The organism is Nocardiopsis sp. EMB25 (genome assembly GCF_026797795.1).
In the GTDB taxonomy this organism is placed as follows: domain Bacteria; phylum Actinomycetota; class Actinomycetes; order Streptosporangiales; family Streptosporangiaceae; genus Nocardiopsis; species Nocardiopsis lucentensis.
This window is the reverse complement of sequence record NZ_JAMTDN010000001.1, coordinates 190783-208719: the sequence shown is the minus strand read 5'-3', so window position 1 is coordinate 208719 and position 17937 is coordinate 190783. Positions and strand designations below refer to the sequence as shown.

Here is a 17937-nt window from a genome sequence, read left to right as displayed (position 1 = left end):
CTCCCCCCGGCCCGCCGGTCAGAACCCCTGTCCGGTCAGCCACGCGTGCACCGCCCGCGCCGTCGCCTCCCCGTGCTCCTCCAGCATGGTGATGTGGTCTCCCTCCACATCCAACGCGGTGTGCGGAACCGGCCAGTCGAACCGCCAGTCGTCTCCCCCGATCGGACGCCCCCCGGAGTCGCGGACCCGTTCCCTCGGGCGGACCGCCAGGATCGGAGCCGTGAGCGGACCCGGAGTCCAGTCCTGGAACAGGGAGAGGTAGCGGCCCATCGCGGTCACCCGGTCCGCGTCCATGAGCCCGAAGCGCTGCTCGCGTTCGAGCACACCGGTCTCGATGATCGCCATCGTGCTCCGCTCCTGGGGGGTCGGCGTGTCCATGACGACCACCGCCTCCGGAACGACACCCTCCTCCTGGAGGCGTTCCGCGACGGCGTGCGCCATCCACCCGCCGGAGGAGCGGCTGGACAGGACGAAGGGCGCCCCCTCCGCGCACGCGCGGACGGCCCGCGCCTGGAACTCCACGGCCGCGTCGCGGTGGGAGGGCAGCGGCTCTCCCGGGGCGAAGCCCGGCTGCGGGAGCACGACCGTCTCGCGCACGCCCTGGAGCCCGGCCCCGAACCGCGCGTACTCCTGCACACCGGACACCATGACCAGGGAGGGAAGGCAGAGGAGTCGTGCTCCGGAGCCGCCCTGGGAGATCTTCAGCGGTTTGGGGGCCGCGCCGAACTCCTCCACCGAGACGAACTCCGGCCGGAAGGCCGCGGCCGCCCGGATGAGCGCGACCCCGTCCTCGATACGGCCCTGTCGGCAGGACTCACGGAACAGGGTGACGACACCGCCGAGGGCCTGAGCCGTTCCGGCCTCCGAGCCGCCAGTGGCCGCCGGTGCCGCCGTGTCGGCGGATGCGTCACCCGGGCCGGGAAGCTCGGAGTCCAGGTGACGGGCCAGCGCGAGCGGCGTGCGGTGGGCGAAGACCACACCCGCGGGCAGGCGCAGATCCGTCGCCTCCCTGAGGCGGTTGCGCAGCTCGACGGCGGTGAGGGAGTCGAAGCCCAGTTCGAGGAACTCCTGGTCGGTCCGGATGTCGTCGGCCGCCGAGCGGCCTAGGACGTCGGCGGCGTGTGAGCGGACCAGTGCGATCAGCGCCTCCCCGCGTTCCCCTGCGGGCAGGGCCAGCAGCGTGTCGGCACTGGTCGCGCCTCCGTCCCCGGTCGCGGCACGGCGGCGGGGCGGCGGCACGAGTGCCTGGTAGAGCGGCGGCACCGTGCCGGTGCGCGCCACGCGGCCCCGGATACCGGGGACGTCCAGTGGGAGGGGCACCACACAGGGCAGGTCCATGCCCATGGCGTGGTCCAGGAGGGCCAGGCCGTCGTCGGTGCCGATGGGCCGGGCCACGCCCATGCGCGACAGCCGGGCCATGTCGGCGGCGGACAGGTGCGCGGTCATGTCGCTGCGCTGGTCCCACAACCCCCAGGCCAGGGACAACGCTGGCAGCCCGCGTGAGCGCCGGTGGTGCGCCAACGCGTCGAGGAAGACGTTGGCCGCCGCGTAGTTCGACTGTCCGGGGCTGCCCAGGACACCCGCCGCCGAGGAGAACACGACGAACGCCGCCAGCGGCAGGTGCTCAGTCAGGCGGTGGAGGTGGAGGGCCGTGTCGATCTTGGGCCGCAGCACGCGGTCCAGGCGTTCGGGGGTGAGGGAGGACAGCGCTCCGTCGTCCAGGACTCCGGCGAGGTGTACCACGGCGACCAGGGGCCGGTCGTCGGGCACGGTGGCGACGGCCTCCGCCAGGGAGTCGGCGTCGGCCGTGTCGCAGGGGACGAACTCCGCGTGCGCGCCGAGCGCGCGGAGGTCGGCGGCCAACTCCCGGGCTCCCGGCCCGTCGCCCCCGCTCCTGCTCAGGAGGAGGAGGCGCCGGGCGCCGTACGCGCGCACAAGATGGCGGGAGACCATCGCGCCCAACGTACCCGTGGCACCGGTCACCAGGACGGTGCCGTCACCGAGGTCGGGAAGGGCGTCCGTGCCCGGCTCCGTGGCGGGGCGGGGCCGGACCAGGCGGGGGGCGCGAAGGCCGCCCGCACGGATCGCGACCTGGGGTTCTCCGGTGGCCAGGGCGGCGGGCAGGAGGGCGGCCGCCCCGGCGGGGTCGTCGACGTCGACGAGGCGGATACGGCCGCTCCATTCCGCCTGGACGGATCGGAGCAGCCCCCACAGCGGCGCGTGTTCGAGGTCCTCCACGGTCTCGTCGGGCAGGACCGCGACGGCTTCGCGCGTCACGACCACCAGCTCGACGTCCTCCCGGTCCTCGTCGGCGGTCCAGGCCTGGAGGAGGGCGAGGGTCTCGCGGGCGGTTCGGCGGACGTCCTCCCCCGTCGGGACTGAGCCGGGTCCGGCCAAGGGCAGGACGACCGTGTTCGCGCCCCGCGTGAGCGTCGGCGCAAGGGGGTCGGGTTCGCGGACGGCCGGGACACCCGCCGCGCCCAGGGACTCCCGCAGTGCCAGGGGGTCGGCCCCGGCGACCGTCAGCGCGGGACCGGGCTCCGGCCCGGGGGCGGTGAGCGGCACCCACTCCAGGGCGTACATGTCCGCCGGACCGCCGGCCTCGGCCGCGAACCGTTCGGGGAGGGGGCGGACGAGCAGCGACTCGATCGCGGCGATCGGCGCGCCCGACGGGTCGAACAGCTCGATCGCGTACTCGTCCGCGCCGCGCGCGGTGACACGCACCCGCGCGTCCGTCGCCCCCCGCGCGTACAGGGACACCCCGGACCAGGAGAACGGAAGCCGGACGCCGGCGCCGTCCTGACCGGTCAGGGACAGGGCGTGCAGCGCGGCGTCCAGGAGGGCGGGGTGGACGGCGAAGGAGGAGGCGTCCTCGCGCAGGTCGTCCGGCAGGCCCACCTCGGCGTGGACGGTGCCCCCCGAACGCCGGGCGGTCCGCAGCCCGCTGAACGCGGGCCCGTAGCCGTAGCCGCGTTCGGCCAGGTCGGCGTAGAGGTCCGCCCCCGCCACCTCCGCGGCTCCGGTCTGCGGCCACTCCCGCTCGGGCCCGGCCGGCGCCCGTTCGCCGGGCGTGAGCGCACCCTCGGCGTGGACGGACCACGTGCCCGTGTGGTCCCCGTCCGGCAGGGAGTGCACGCGCACTGCGCGCCCGCCGTCCGCGTCGGCCGGATCGACCGTCACCTGGACACGGACACCCCGCCGTTCGGTCAGGACGAGGGGCGTGTTCAGGGTGAACTCGGCGACGGAGAGCCCGCCGATCCGTTCCGCCGCGAGCAGGGCCAGTTCGAGGAAGGCCGTGCCCGGAAGGACGACCGTCCCCGCGACGGTGTGGTCCGCCAGCCAGGGATGGGTGTCGAGGGAGATCCGACCGGTGAATACGTGCCCCCCGGAGCCGGACAGGGCGAGGCTCGCGCCCAGCAGGGGGTGGTCGGCGGGGTCGAGTCCGACGGGGTCCAGCGCCCCCGGCTCCCGCCCCGGCGCGAGCCAGAAGTGCCGCCGCTGGAAGGCGTACGTGGGCAGGTCCACGCGTCGGGACGACCGGTGGACGGCCGACCAGTCGACGGGGACTCCGACCGCGTACGCGCGGGCGAGCGCCGCGAGGAACCCGTCCCGCCCGCCCTCACCGCGCCGGAGCGTGGCCAGGACCGCGGGGTCGTCGGCCCCGGCCGCGTCCAGCGTCTGTCCGATCCCGTAGGCCATGACGGGGTGCGGGCCGACCTCCACGAAGGCGGTGTATCCGGCCTCGTGGAGCCTCCGCACGGCCGTGTCGAGCCGCACGCGCCCGCGCAGGTTGCGGTACCAGTAGTGGGGGCCGAGCTCCGTGCCGCCGAGGGGTTCCCCGGCAACCGACGAGTAGAACGGGACCTCGGCCGCCCGGGGCGTGATCCCGTCCAGGGCGGAGAGGACGTCCTCCCTCAGGGCGTCGACGTGCGGCGAGTGCGAGGCGAAGTCCACGTCGACGCGCCGGTGGTGGACCCCGTCGGCGACGCACCGCGCGGCCAGCTCCTCGACCGCGTCGATGTCCCCGGCCACGACGACCGCGGACGGGCCGTTGACGGCGGCGACCACCAGTCGGCCGTCCCACCGTTCGAGTACGGCCTCGGCCTGGTCGACGGGAAGGGAGAGGGTCAGCATCGCTCCCGTCCCGGCCAGCCTGGCGACCAGGCGACTGCGCAGGGCGATGACGCGGGCGGCGTCGTCGAGTGACAGGGCTCCCGCGACACACGCGGCGGCGACCTCGCCCTGCGAGTGCCCCACGACCGCGGTCGGGCGGACGCCGTGCGCGCGCCACAGCTCGGCCAGGGACACCATCATCGAGAACAGGGCCGGTTGGACGACGTCGGTGCGGGTCAGGTCGGGCTCGGCGGGGTCGCCGCGCAGGACACCCGACAGGGACCAGTCCACGTGGGGGGCGAGCGCCTTCTCGCACTCGGCGATCCGGTCGGCGAACTCCGGTGAGGTGTCCAGCAGGTCGCGGGCCATCCCGGTCCACTGCGTGCCCTGTCCGGGGAAGACGAAGGCGACCCGGTGCGTGTCACGGGCCCGGCCGCGGGCGACCGACTCCGCGTCGCCGCCCTCGGCGACGGCCCTCAGACCGGAGAGGAGCTCGTCCGGGGACGCCCCGACGACGACCGCGCGGTGCTCCAGCTCGGCCCTGCCGACCGCGAGCGTGTGCCCGACGTCGGCCGGGTCCAGGTCCGGGTGCGTCTCCGCGTGGTCGAGCAGGCGGGCCGACTGCGCGGAGAGCGCCGCAGCGCTGTGTCCGGAAACGGGCCAGAGGACGGTGTCGGGGCGGCCCGCGGACGAGCGGGGGGCGGAGGCCGTCTCGGGCTCGGGCGCCTCCTCCAGGATGACGTGCGCGTTCGTGCCGCTCATGCCGAAGGAGGACACGGCGGCCCTGCGGGGCCGCTCGCCCCGGGGCCAGGGGCAGCTCTCCGTCAGGAGGCGGACGTTCCCGGCGGCCCAGTCGACGTCGGGGGTCGGCTCCTCCAGGTGCAGTGTGCGCGGCAGGACCTCGTTGCGCAGGGCCATCACCATCTTGATGAGCCCGCCGACCCCGGCGGCCGCGACGCTGTGCCCGATGTTGGACTTGAGCGAACCGAGGCCGAGCGGCCGGTCGTCCGACCGCCCCTGTCCGTAGACCGCGATGAGGGCCCGCGCCTCGATGGGGTCCCCCAGCCGGGTGCCCGTCCCGTGCGCCTCCACCGCGTCGATGTCCTCAGGGCGCAGTCGGGCGTCCCGCAGCGCCTCGCGGATGAGCCTCTGTTGTGCGGGCCCGTTGGGGGCGGTCAGCCCGCTGCTGGCCCCGTCCTGGTTGACCGCGCTCCCCCGCACCAGCGCCAGGACCGGGTGGCCGAGGCGCCGCGCGTCGCCGAGCCTGGCGAGGAGGACGACGCCCGCGCCCTCGCTCCAGGTGGTGCCGTCGGCGGAGGCGTCGAAGGACTTGGCCCGCCCGTCCGCCGCCAGGCCGCGCTGACGGCTGAAAGCCAGGAAGGATCCGGGGTCGGACAGCACCGTGGCTCCCCCTGCGAGGGCCAGGTCGCACTCGCCTCGGCGCAGCGAGGCCACCGCCAGGTGCAGGGCGCTGAGGGAGGACGAGCACGCGGTGTCGACGGCCAAGGCCGGACCGGACAGTCCGAGCGTGTAGGAGATCCGCCCCGCGGCGACGCTGGTCGCCGTGCCGGTGAGCAGGTGTCCCTCCATGCCGTCGCGGGCGTGGATCAGCCGCGGCCCGTAGTCGGGGGCGGTGACACCGACGAAGACGCCGGTGGGGGTGGCGCCGAGCGAGGTGGGATCGATCCCGGCGCGTTCGATCGCCTCCCAGGAGGTCTCCAGCAGCAGCCGCTGCTGGGGATCCATGGTGAGCGCCTCCCTCGGCCCGATCCCGAAGAAGGCCGCGTCGAACTCGCCCGCGTCGTGGACGAATCCGGCCTGCCGGGCGTAGCTGGTCCCGGGGGTGTCCGGATCGTCGTCGAACAGGCCGGACAGGTCCCAGCCGCGGTTGGTGGGGAAGTCCCCGACCGCGTCGGTCTCCGAGGCGACCAGGTTCCACAGGTCCTCCGGGGACCGGACGTCACCGGGGAACCTGCACCCGACGCCGAGCACCGCGATCGGCTCGGCGAAGGCGTCCGTGAGCCTCCGGTTCTCCTCCCTCAGGCGCTGGGCCTCCCTGACGGAGTCCCTGAGCGCCCTGACGACCTTGTTGTCCGCGTTCCTCATCCCGCTCATCACGCCCCGATTCACGCTCGCGCCCGGTGTCACTTCTCGTAGACCATGCGGATCAGGTCGTCGATGTCCACGCTGTCGACGTCCTGGGCGCCTCCCCCCTCCTCCGCGGTGCCCTCGGGCACCGGGCCGACTCCGCCGTCCAGTTCGGCCGCCAGGTGGGCGGCGACGGCACGCGGGCTGGGATGGTCGAGCAGGACGGTGGTGGGCAGGTCCAGGTCGGTGAGGGCGCTCAGCCGGGAACCCAGCCGTACCGCCGTCAGGGAGTCGAAGCCGAGGTCGAGGAAGCCCCGGTCGGCGGGGACCTCACGGACATCGTCGTGGCCGAGCAGGACCGCGCTCTCGCGCCGGACCGTCTCCAGCAGTTCCTCCTCCCTCACCGCAGCGGGCATCGCGGCCAGACGTGTCCGCAGGGCTTGTGCCTCGGCGGACGCGTCGGGCGTGTCCTCGTGGTCGGGCCCGGGGTCCCCCACCACGGCGGCCCGGCCGGACGAAGGGGTGTCCAGCCAGTAGCGACGGTGTTGGAAGGCGTAGGTCGGCAGGTCGACGGTGTTCGCCCCGTCGAAGTAGGTCGACCAGTCCACGGGGACGCCCACGGCGTGCAGTTCCGCCAGCCCGGTGACGAGGCTGTCGGGCTCGGGACGCCGTGTGCCCAGAAGGGCGACCGCCCGCCGCCCGTCCCCGTGTCCGAGGACGGGCTGGACCATGGACGTCAGGGCGGAGTTCGGCCCGACCTCGACGAACGCGGTCACCCCCTCGCCCTTCAGGAAGTCCACGCCGTCGGAGAAGCGCACCGTCTCGCGGGCGTGCCGCACCCAGTAGTCCGGTGACCACACTTCCTCACCCGCACGGACACCGCTCAGGTTGGACACCAGCGGGATGGTCGGCCGCTCGTACCGCACGCGTCGGGCGACGGCCCGGAAGTCGTCGAGCATGGGATCCATGAGGGCGGAGTGGAAGGCGTGGGAGACCTCCAGGCGCTTGGCTCGGAACCCGCGCCGGGAGAACCTGGCGGTGACCTCGGTGACGGCCCGCTCCTCCCCGGAGACGACCACGGAGTCCGGGGCGTTGACCGCAGCGACGCACGCGCCACCGCCCACGTCGGTCAGGACCTCCTCGACCTCCGCCACGCCCACCTGGAGGGCGGCCATGGCCCCGCCCGAGGGGAGCGCCTGCATGAGTCTTCCACGCGCCGCGACCAGGGCGGCCGCGTCGGACAGGGACATGACCCCGGCGACGTACGCGGCCGTGATCTCGCCGATTGAGTGTCCGGCAACGTAGTCGGGCCGGACCCCCCAGGACTCCAGCAGCCGGTACAGCGCGGTCTCGAACGTGAAGAGACTGGCCTGGGTGAAGGCGGTCTGCGTCAGGGACTTGTGCTCCGGGGCGCTCTCGTCGGCCCACATGACGTCCCTGAGAGGAAGGGGCAGGTGCCTGTCGAACTCCTCCACCACGGCGTCGAACACCTCGGCGAAGGCGGGGAAGGCCTCGTACAGGCCGCGCCCCATTCCCGCGCGCTGCGCACCCTGCCCAGAGAACAGGAACGCGGTCACGGCGGGGTTGGCGGCGCGACCGGTGACGGCCCCTGGCGCCGGTTCGCCGACGGCGACCGCGCGCAGTCCGCGCAGCAGGGCCTCCGTGTCCGCGCCCACCACGACCGCTCTGTGATCGAGCGCGGACCGGGTGACGGCCAGGGAGTAGCCGACGTCGAAGGGGTCGGCGGTCACCTCCCGCGACGCGGCCAGCCGCGCCGCCTGCGAGCGCAGGGCCGTGTCGGTTCGGCCCGAGACCAGCCAGGGGACCGGCCCCCGGTGCGGCCGCGGCCCGGGGCCGGTCCCCCGCTCCTGCTCGGGCGGAGCCTGTTCGATGATCATGTGCGCGTTGGTCCCGCTGATGCCGAACGAGGACACCCCGATCCGCCGGGGGCGATCGACCTCCGGCCACTCTCTGGTACTGGTTGCCAGGGCGACCCCGCTCCGCTCCCAGTCCACGTGGGGTGTCGGTTCCTCGGCGTGCAGGGTCGCGGGGACCAGTCCGGCCCGCAACGCCTGCACCGCCTTGAGGACCCCGGACACCCCGGCCGCGGCCTGGGTGTGCCCGACGTTGCTCTTGAGTGAGCCCAGGAGCAGCGGGGACTGACCGTCCCGGCGGCCCCGGCCGTACACCTCCACGACGGACGACGCCTCGATGGGGTCGCCCAGGACCGTGCCCGTGCCGTGTGCCTCGACCGCGTCCACCTCCTCCGGGGCGAGGCCGGCGTCCGCCAGCGCGCTTCGGATGACCCGGCTCTGGGCGGGTCCGCTCGGGGAGGTCAGTCCGTTGGAGGCACCGTCCTGGTTGACCGCGCTCCCGCGGATCACCGCGAGGACGGGGTGGCCGGAGCGGCGGGCGTCCGAGAGCCGTTCCAGGACGATCATCGCCGCGCCCTCGGAGAAGCCGGTGCCGTTCGCGCCGGAGCCGAAGGCCCGGCAACGGCCGTCCGGGGAGAGCCCGCCCTTGCGGGTGAACTCGACGAGCAGGCCCGGACTGGCCATGATCGCCGCGCCCCCGGCGAGCGCCATGGAGCAGTCACCGTCCCGCAGCGCGCGGACGGCCTGGTGGATGGCGACCAGTGACGACGAGCACGCGGTGTCGACCGTCAACGCGGGCCCGTGCAGCCCGAGCGTGTAGGCAATGCGGCCGGAGGCCACGGAGGGCAGGGTACCGGTCAGGGCCAGCCCCTCCTCCACGGAGTCGGCCATGCGGGGACCGTACTCCTGCGCGGTCAGCCCCACGTACACACCGGTGTCGGTGCCCGCCAGGGTCGAGGGGGCGATCCTCGCCCTCTCCACCGCCTCCCAGCTGACCTCCAGCAGCTGCCGCTGCTGCGGGTCCATGGAGACGGCCTCCTTGGGCGAGATCCCGAACAGCCCCGCGTCGAAGGCGGCGGCGTCGCCCAGGAACGCTCCCCCCCGCATCACCGAACGCGCTCCTCCGGGGCCCTCCCCGAGCAGCTCATCCAGGTCCCAGCCCCGGTCCCGGGGAAGCTCACCGACCGCGTCACCGCCCTCCGAGAGAAGCGTCCACAGCGCCTCGGGGGAGTCGACCGCTCCGGGAAGGCGGCACGCCATGCCAACGACGGCGACCGGCTCCCCGTGCACGGCCCGGTCACGCTCCTCACGCAGGCGGGCGTTCTCCTTCAGGGCCGACCTGAGTGCGGCGACGAGACGCCCGTCATCGTTGGTCATCAGCGGACTCCTGTCCTCCGGTCGCGGATGATGGCCGCCCCTGGAGCGCCAACTCGACGAGGCTGTCAACGTTCATGGTGTCGATCTCCTCCTCCTGCTCCGCGTCCCCACTGGGCACGGGTGCGTCTGCCGGGTGCCCCTGCCTCGGAACATCGGGTGTGCCAGGGAACAGCAGCCCGGCGACGAGGTCGGCCATGGCCCGCGGCGTGGGGTGGTCGAACACGGCGGTGGCGGGCAGACGCACGCCCGTGGCCGCGCTCAGGCGGTTGCGCAGTTCGACTCCGGTGAGGGAGTCCAGTCCGAGTTCCTTGAACGGGCGGTCGACGGGGATCCTGGCGGTACCGTCGTCCCCGTCGTGGCCGAGGACGACGGCGGTGTGGGCGCACACCTGCGCGAGGATCAGCCGACCGCGCTCGGCCTCGGGAAGCCCCGCGAGACGCTCGGGCAGCAGCGGAGGCTCCTCCCGGACCGCCGGTCCCTCACCCGCCCCGGTCCCGCCCGGTCGGGCCACCTCCCGCAGCACCGGGAGGTCCGCCGCGCCCTCGGTGTCGAGCAGCGCGGGCACGAGCACCGGTGCCTCGTGATGCAGGGCCGCGTCCAGTTTGGCCAGGGCCGGGTCGGTCGGCATCGGCAGGAGTCCGCCGCGGCCGAGCACGCCGATGTCCCTGTCGCCCAGGTGGGACGTCATCCCGCTGGACTCGCCCCACAGACCCCAGGCGAGGGAGACGGCGGGCAGGCCTCGCTCACGGCGGTGGTGGGCCAGGGCGTCGCAGAACACGTTGGCCGCCGCGTAGTTCGCCTGCCCCGGGTTGCCCAGGACCCCGACGGCCGACGAGTAGAGCACGAACGCTCCCAGTTCCTCGTCGGTCGTCAGTTCGTGCAGGTTCCAGGCGGCGTCGACCTTCGGGCGCAGCACGCGGTCGACCTGCCCGCCGGAGAGCGACGCGACGGTGGCGTCGTCGAGGACACCGGCCGTATGGACCACCGCCCGGAGGGGGCGGTCCTCGGGGATCCGTCCCAGGACCTGTTCGAGGGCCTTCCGGTCCGCGGCGTCGCACGCCACCACGTCTACTCGGGCTCCGAGCGCCTCCAGTTCGGCCGTGCGGGCGTCCTGCCCCACGGTCTCGGGGCCGCCGCGGCTGATGAGCAGCAGGTGCCGGACGCCGTAACCGGTGACCAGGTGCCTGGCGAGCCTGTGCCCGAGCGTCCCCGTTCCGCCCGTGACGAGGACCGTTCCCTCCTGGGGGAAGGGAGTCGGTACCGTCAGGACCAGCTTGCCCACGGTCTTGCCGTGCTGCAGTTCGTGAAGTGCCCGCCCGGTCCGCCGCACGTCGTCGACGGTGGTGCGCAGGGGCTTGAGGGCACCGCTCGCGAACAGCTCCAGCACCCGGACGAGTATCTGTCCGATCCTCTCCGGATCGACCTCGGGCAGGTTGAAGGACTGGTAATCGCGGCCCGGGTAGACCACGGACACCTCCTCCCGGGACCGCGGGTCGGTCTTTCCCATCTCCACGAAGCGCCCCCCGGGACCTTCGCCGTCGCTCGGGACGCGAAGCATCCGGAGGGAGGCGTCCACGAACTCCCCACTCAGCGAGTTGAGGACGACGTCCATCTTCCGACCGTCGTTGGCGGCGATCAGCCGCTGTTCGAACTCCAGAGTGCGGGAGGAGGCCAGTCGGTCCTCCGTGAGCCCGTACTCCGCCAGCCCGGCCCACTTGTGCGGGCTGGCCGTACCGAACACGCGCGCACCCATATGCTGGGCGAGCTGCACAGCCGCCGTTCCCACGCCGCCGGCCGCGGCGTGCACGAGGACACTCTCACCGGGACGGACCGCGGCCACGTCCACCAGCCCGTAGTAGGCGCTCAGGTACGCGACGGGAACCGCCGCGGCCTGTTCGAAGCTCCATCCGTCCGGCATACGCGCGACCCTGCGGGCGTCGGCGACGGCGACCGGGCCGAAGGCTCCGCCGAACATCCCGGCCACCCGGTCCCCAGGTTCCAGGTCGTCCACGCACTCACCGGTCTCCAGGACGATCCCGGCGCCCTCGATGCCCAGACGGCCGTCATGGTCGACCATTCCCAGGGACACCGCGACGTCACGGAAGTTCACCCCGGCGGCCCGTACGGCGATGCGAACCTGTTGGGGGCCCAACGGCACGCCGATCTCGGGTGCGGGCACGACGTCCAGGTCCTCCAATGCCCCGGTCTCGTCGGTCGACAACTGCCACATGGGCACGGGCGGTTCGAACGCGGCGTCGGCCTGGACCAGACGGGGTACCAGAACCGTCCCTGATCGCAGGGCCAGCTGGGGCTCGTCCAGGCCGACCGCCGCGGCCAGCATCCGGTGCGAGTCCTCCGAGCCGTCCGAGTCCACGAGCACAATCCGGCCGGGGTGCTCCCGCTGCACGGTCCGCAGCAGACCCCACACGGGGGAGGCGGCCAGACCGGTGAGCCGGGTGTCCGGGCCGGTGGACACCGCGCGCCAGGTCACCACGGCAAGGCGGGCGTGCGCGAACCGCTCGTCGGCCAACCAGGAGCGGACCGTGTCGAGCACGAATCGGATCCCCTCCCGGACCGCGTCCGGCACGGAGGCGTCCTCCGTGTAGACGGCCGCGGCGGGCAGCTCGGTGGAAACCACCGGGGGCACGGGATCGTCCGGTCCGAGGGAGGCCAGGTCAGGCAGCCCGCTCGGTACCGACACATCCGGATCGGGCACGTCCGCCCTGCGCCACCTGAGTTCGTACAGCTGCGGCAGTTCGCCGGGTCCCGGCTCGGGCAGGGAATCCCGGTCGAAGGGTCGCAGGACCACCTCGTCGACGGAGACGAGCGCGGTGCCGTGCTCGTCGGACACCGCGAGGCGGTAGCGCCCGGAGCCGAGTTCGACGCAGTGCACGCGGAGGAGCCGGGGGGCGGCGCCGTCCGCGACGGCGGCCAGCCGCACGCCCGTCCAGGTGAACGGAACCATCAGGGTCCGCTCGTCAGAGGTGCCCCTCAGGAGCGCCGCGTGCAACGCCGCGTCCAGCAGCGCCGGGTGCGGCCCGTGGAAGGGAACTGCCATGTCCAGGACGTCGGGTGCGACCACCTCGGCGAGGATCTCCGCACCGTGCCGCCGCACCGCCCGCAGTCCCCGGAACGCGGGGCCGTAGACGTGGCCGCGCCGTTCCAACAGTGCGTAGTCGGCCGTGCCCACCTGGGCGTCGGAGTCTGGGACGGGCGCCACCTGAGCGGCCTTCTCCGTGAGTGCGGCCGTCGGGTCCAGGAAACCCGAGGCGTGGCGTGTCCACGTGGTGTCCCCCGCGTCCCCGGGGCGCGCGTGGACGTGTACCTCCCGGCACCCGCCAGCGTCGCGGGGACCCACGGTCACCTGAACGGACACGGCCCGCTCGCGGACGATCACCAGCGGCGCCTCCAGCGCCAGCTCGGCGACGGTTCCCGCGCCGACCCGGTCCGCGGCACGAGCGACCAGGTCCACATAGGCCGTGCCGGGCAGGACGACGCGGCCCAGCAGGCCGTGGTCGTGGACCCAGGGGTGGTCGGCGGGGTCGATCCGTCCGGTGAACACCGTCCGCCCGTCCGCCAGCGACAGACCGTCGTCGAGCCACGGCAGCCGCTCCGGCTCGGGGGCGGCGGGTCGCGGCTGGCTCGGCACGGCCCAGTGGCGGACGCGTCGGAAGGGGTCGTCCGGCACGGTGACGGGGGCGCCCTCGTCGGCGACGCCCTCCAGCACCACGTGTGCGTTGGTCCCGCTGATCCCGAAGGAGGAGACGCCCGCCCGGCGGGGCCGCCCGGTGTCGGGCCAGGGCTCCGCCTCCCGGAGGAGGCGCAGGCCGCTGTCCCTCCACCCGACCCTGTCCGTGGGTTCGTCCGCGTGCAGGGTGCGGGGAAGTCGCCCGTGCCGTAGCGCCTGCACGGTCTTGATCACCCCGGCCACCCCGGCGGCCGCCTGGGCGTGGCCGATGTTGGACTTGAGCGACCCCAACCGCAGTTCGGATCCGGGCTCACGGCCCCGCCCGTACACCGAGCTCAGCGCACGCGCCTCGATCGGGTCGCCCAGCCGGGTCCCGGTCCCGTGTGCCTCCACCGCGTCGACCTCGTGCGGTGCCAGACCCGCGGTCTCCAGGGCCTGCCGGATCACCCGCTCCTGGGCCTCCCGATTGGGCGCGGTCAACCCGTTGCTGGCCCCGTCGGAGTTGACGGCGCTGCCCCTGACCAGGGCCAGCACGGGCCGCCCGTGGCGACGCGCCTGGGAGGCGCGCTCCAGAAGAAGCATGCCGACCCCCTCGGCCCAGGCGGTCCCATCGGCACCAGAGCCGAACGCGCGGCACCGCCCGTCCGGGGAGAGGCCGCGCTGAGCGGAGAACTCCAGGAACATGCCGGGGGTCGCCATGACGGTGGCGCCGCCCGCCAGGGCCATCTCGCACTCGCCGCGCTGGATCGCGGCGACGGCTTGGTGCAGCGCCACGAGGGAGGCCGAGCACGCCGTGTCGATGGTCAGGGCGGGGCCGCGCAGGCCCAGGACGTAGGCGACACGCCCCGAGGCGACGCTCAGGGTGCTGCCCGTGAGGCGGTATCCGCCGTCGCCGCCCGCTCCCGGATCGGCCAGTCGGGAACCGTACTCGGTGGGCATGGCCCCGACGAACACGCCGACCTGCCGGTCGCGCAGGGCGTCGGTCGACAGCCCGGCGCGGTGGATCGCCTCCCAGGAGGTCTCCAGCAGCAGGCGCTGCTGGGGGTCCATGGCGTCGGCCTCACGGGGGCTGATGCCGAAGAAGTCGGGGTCGAAGAGGTCGGCGTCGTACAGGAACCCGCCCGAGCGCGTGTAGGTGCGCCCGGGGACGCCCGGCTCCGGGTCGTAGAGGCCCGCCAGGTCCCAGCCGCGGTTGTCCGGGAAGTCGCCGATGGCGTCCACGCCGTCCTCGACGAGCCGCCACAGCTGCTCGGGGGAGCCGACCCCGCCCGGCAGGCGGCACGCCATCGCGGTGATGGCGACCGGATCGTCGTCCTCGGACGGGACACCGGCGGCGGAGGCGGCCTCGGGGCGGGGCGGGGCCGGGTCGGTCCGGTCCGCTCCGTGTGCCTCCCCGCCCAGGACGGAGTCCAGGTGGGCGGCGAGCGCCGCGGGGGTGGGCAGGTCGAACAGGACGGTGGCGTCCATGCGGACACCGGTCTCCTCGCCCACCTTGGCTCCGAGTTCTCGGAGCATGATCGAGTCGAAGCCGAGGTCCCGAAAGGCCCGGTCGTGGTCGGCCTCGCCCAGGGCTGCGCGTTCCAGGACCCTCGCGCACAGCGCCGCGACCAGGGCACGCGTCCCGCCCACCCCGTCGCCTCCCGGCCCGGAGGCCCGTGCGAACGAGTCCGGGCTGTCGGGTTCACCCGCGAGCGCGGTCCCGGGCCAGAATCGCCGACGTTGGAAGGGGTACGTGGGCAGATCGACCGGGCGCGCGTTCGTCCGGGAGAACAGACGGCCCCAGTCGATGTCCAGCCCGTAGGTGAAGGCCCTGGCCGCCGCTGTGAGCAGCTGGGCCTGGTCGCCCCGGTCTCGGCGCAGCGTCTTGAGCACTCTGCCCTGGATCCCGCGGTCCGTCAGGGTCCGCTCGATCGCGTAGGCGAGCACCGGGTGCGGCCCGACCTCGATGAACGTGGTGTGGCCGGCGTCGACGGCCGCCTCTGTCGCCTCGGCGAACCGAACCGTCTGGCTCAGGTTGCGGTACCAGTACTCGGCGTCGAGGACGGCGTCGTCCTCGGCCAGCCGGTCACCGGTCAGGGTCGAGAGGAACGGCACCCGCGGACGACGCGGAGCGAGCCCCGCCAACAGTTCGGCCAGGACGTCGCGGAGGCGCTCCACGTGCGCGGAGTGGGAGGCGTAGTCGACGTCGACGAGGGCCCCGTGGACCCCGTTGTCCAGGCAGGCCTCCACGGCTCGGCGCACGGCCACGGGGGCGCCGGAGACCACCACGGAGTCAGGGCCGTTCACTGCGGCCAGGTACAGGTCGTCCGTCGCCGCGACCAACTCCTCGGCCCGTTCCCGGGACAGACCGAGCGAGGCCATACCCCCGGTTCCGGCGAGCGCGGTCAGCGCGCGGCTCCGCAACGCCACGACGCGGGCGGCGTCCTCCAGGCTGAGCGCACCGGCCACGCACGCCGCGGCGATCTCCCCCTGGGAGTGACCGATCACCGCGGCGGGGCACACCCCCAACTCGGCCCACACCTCGGCCAGACCCACCATGACGGCCCACAGCACCGGCTGCACCACGTCCACCCGGGTTCCGGGACCGACGAACGACGGTGCGTGCGGGTCGCCCCGCAGCACGTGGACGAGTGACCAGTCCACGTGGGGGGCCAGAGCACGCTCGCACTCCAGCACCCTCCTGGTGAACGCCTGGGCGAGCGGACCGTCCCCGTCGAGCAGATCACGTGCCATGCCCGCCCACTGGCCACCCTGGCCGGGGAAGACCAGGACCGGGCCGGGGCCGTCGGCAGCGGACTCAGGGGGCCGTTCCAGGCGCACGGACTCCAGTTCACGCGCGCCGCTGCCACCGCCGGAAGCGAGGATCACGGCACGGTGCTCGAACACCGTGCGGGTGGTGGCCAGGGACAGGCCCACGTCCTCGGCACGCAGCCCCGGTCGCGCCGAGACGTGCGCGTGCAGGGCAGCGGCCTGGGCGCGTAGCGCGGCTTCCGAACGGGCGGAGAGCACCCACGGGACCGGGTCCAGAGTGCCCTCCCCGACCCCCTTGCCGCTGGTGTCGGGTTGGTGCGGCGGCGGAGGACCCACGATCACGTGGCAGTTGGTCCCGCCCATCCCGAAGGAGGAGACCCCGGCCAGCGGCGCGTCGGCGGGCCAGGGCTCCCGACCGGTCTGAAGGGACAGGCGCAGGCGGGCGAGGTCGATGTCGGGGTGGGGGGACTCGAAGTTGCGCGTCGGGGGTAGCTGACCGTGCGCCACGCTCAACACGGTCTTGACGAGACCGACGATGCCCGCGGCACCCTCCAGGTGACCGATGTTGGTCTTGACTGATCCGACGCGGAGCATCTCGGCCCGGCCCGGGGCGAAGACCGCTCCGAGGGCGGCCGCCTCGACCGGGTCTCCCGCCGGGGTCCCCGTTCCGTGCAGTTCGACGTAGCCGACCTGGGAGGTGTCCGCTGAGGCCCGCCGCAGGGCGGCGCGCAGGACCGCCTCCTGTCCCTTGACGTCGGGGCGGGCCAGGTAGGAGGTGCTCCCCGAGTTGTTGACCGCGCTCCCGCGAAGCACCGCGTGGACCCGGTCGCCGTCAGCCAGGGCGCGGTCGAGGGGCTTGAGAACCACGACGGCCCCGCCCTCACCTCGCGCGTAACCGTTGGCGCGCGCGTCGAAGGCGTGGCAGCGGGCATCCGGAGAGAGCCCGCCGAACCGGGCGACGCTCTCGGTGCTCTCGGGGGTCAGGATGAGGTTCACCCCCCCGGCGAGGGCGGCACCGCACTCGCCCCGGCGCAGGCTCTCCATGGCTATGTGCACGCTCACCAGGGAAGAGGACTGCCCACTGTCCACCGTCAGGCTCGGCCCGGACAGTCCGAGCGTGTAGGAGACCCGGTTGGCGATCATGCCGCGCTGGGTCCCGGTCAGGGTGTGGTGGCCGACAGTCGTGCCTTCGCGCTGGTGGAGGAGCGCGTAGTCGGAGGCGATGGCCCCGATGAACACACCGGTGGCCGTCCCACGGAGGGCATCGGGCGCGTTCCGGGCGTTCTCCACCGCCTCCCAGCCCAGTTCGAGCATGAGCCGCTGCTGGGGATCCATGGCCAGGGCCTCACGCGGCGAGATGCCGAAGAAGGCGGCGTCGAAGTCCTCGACCCGGTCCAGGTAGCCTCCCCAGCGGTGATCGCGCTCGGGTACCGTGGCCCCCAGGCGCTCCGGCGGCCTGGTGATGGACTCCCGTCCCTCACACAGCAGTCTCCAGAAGGCCTCCGGGGTCGACGCTCCTGGGAGACGGCACGCCACTCCCACGACCGCGACGGGGGTGTCCGCGACCTTCGGCGCGGTGGACGCGTGGTTACTGCTCATCGTGTTCCCTCCGATCACGCTTCGTCCTCACGTGGTGCGTGGACGAGGACTCACAACGGCGCGGGGACCGGCTTCGTGTCCCGTGCAGATGCACGCGCCTGGTCACGTTTTTCGCAGGTCAGAATGGATTATCGGGAGTGTGTCGACAGCTTCGTCCAAAATTGTCTCAGAGCACGCCACCACAGCTACCGCCGAGACGGAGGGAGCGAGGGGGGAAGACTCCGGGGGACATGGGGCATCCTTCCTAGCCGACACCGTTCGGCCAGTAGGAGGAGGACCGAAACCACGGGCGCCGGACACACCACACATAAGAGGCGCACCAGCACCACTCATCGCTATGTGTCACTAACTGACATCAACACGAAGGATCGTAACCGCTGCTCACGATGCATGACAACGAACACTTCGTTTTCGGTCTGCCCTCCTGAGCATTCAGTCATCGACGTA

At 73.5% G+C, this 17937-nt stretch carries 3 protein-coding genes; all 3 read right to left on the bottom strand.

The genetic code is table 11. The annotated features are described in order from the left end of the window. Window positions 1-18: 18 nt before the first annotated feature. The 3 genes from KIK06_RS00915 to KIK06_RS00905 are packed head-to-tail and all read right to left on the bottom strand — an operon-like array spanning window position 19 to window position 17490. Window positions 19-6228, bottom strand: a complete 6210-nt coding sequence (locus KIK06_RS00915; protein ID WP_442789731.1) for a type I polyketide synthase — start codon at window positions 6226-6228, stop codon at window positions 19-21. A 29-nt stretch (window positions 6229-6257) separates the two neighbouring features. Beyond that, window positions 6258-9452 carry a type I polyketide synthase gene (locus tag KIK06_RS00910; RefSeq protein ID WP_268641512.1) on the bottom strand — a complete coding sequence of 1065 codons (3195 nt, stop codon included), beginning with the start codon at window positions 9450-9452 and terminating at the stop codon, window positions 6258-6260. Continuing rightward, a complete protein-coding gene (locus KIK06_RS00905; RefSeq protein WP_268641511.1) occupies window positions 9439-17490 on the bottom strand; it encodes a type I polyketide synthase in 8052 nt (2683 codons plus the stop codon). Before KIK06_RS00905 ends, KIK06_RS00910 begins: the two co-directional genes overlap by 14 nt. Between the last annotated feature and the right edge of the window lie 447 nt (window positions 17491-17937).

Coding starts and splice junctions, on each gene's coding strand:
- KIK06_RS00915 (WP_442789731.1), bottom strand. CDS start 6,228: ATGAGCGGGATGAGGAACGCGGACAACAAGGTCGTCAGGGCGCTCAGG.
- KIK06_RS00910 (WP_268641512.1), bottom strand. CDS start 9,452: ATGACCAACGATGACGGGCGTCTCGTCGCCGCACTCAGGTCGGCCCTG.
- KIK06_RS00905 (WP_268641511.1), bottom strand. CDS start 17,490: ATGAGCAGTAACCACGCGTCCACCGCGCCGAAGGTCGCGGACACCCCC.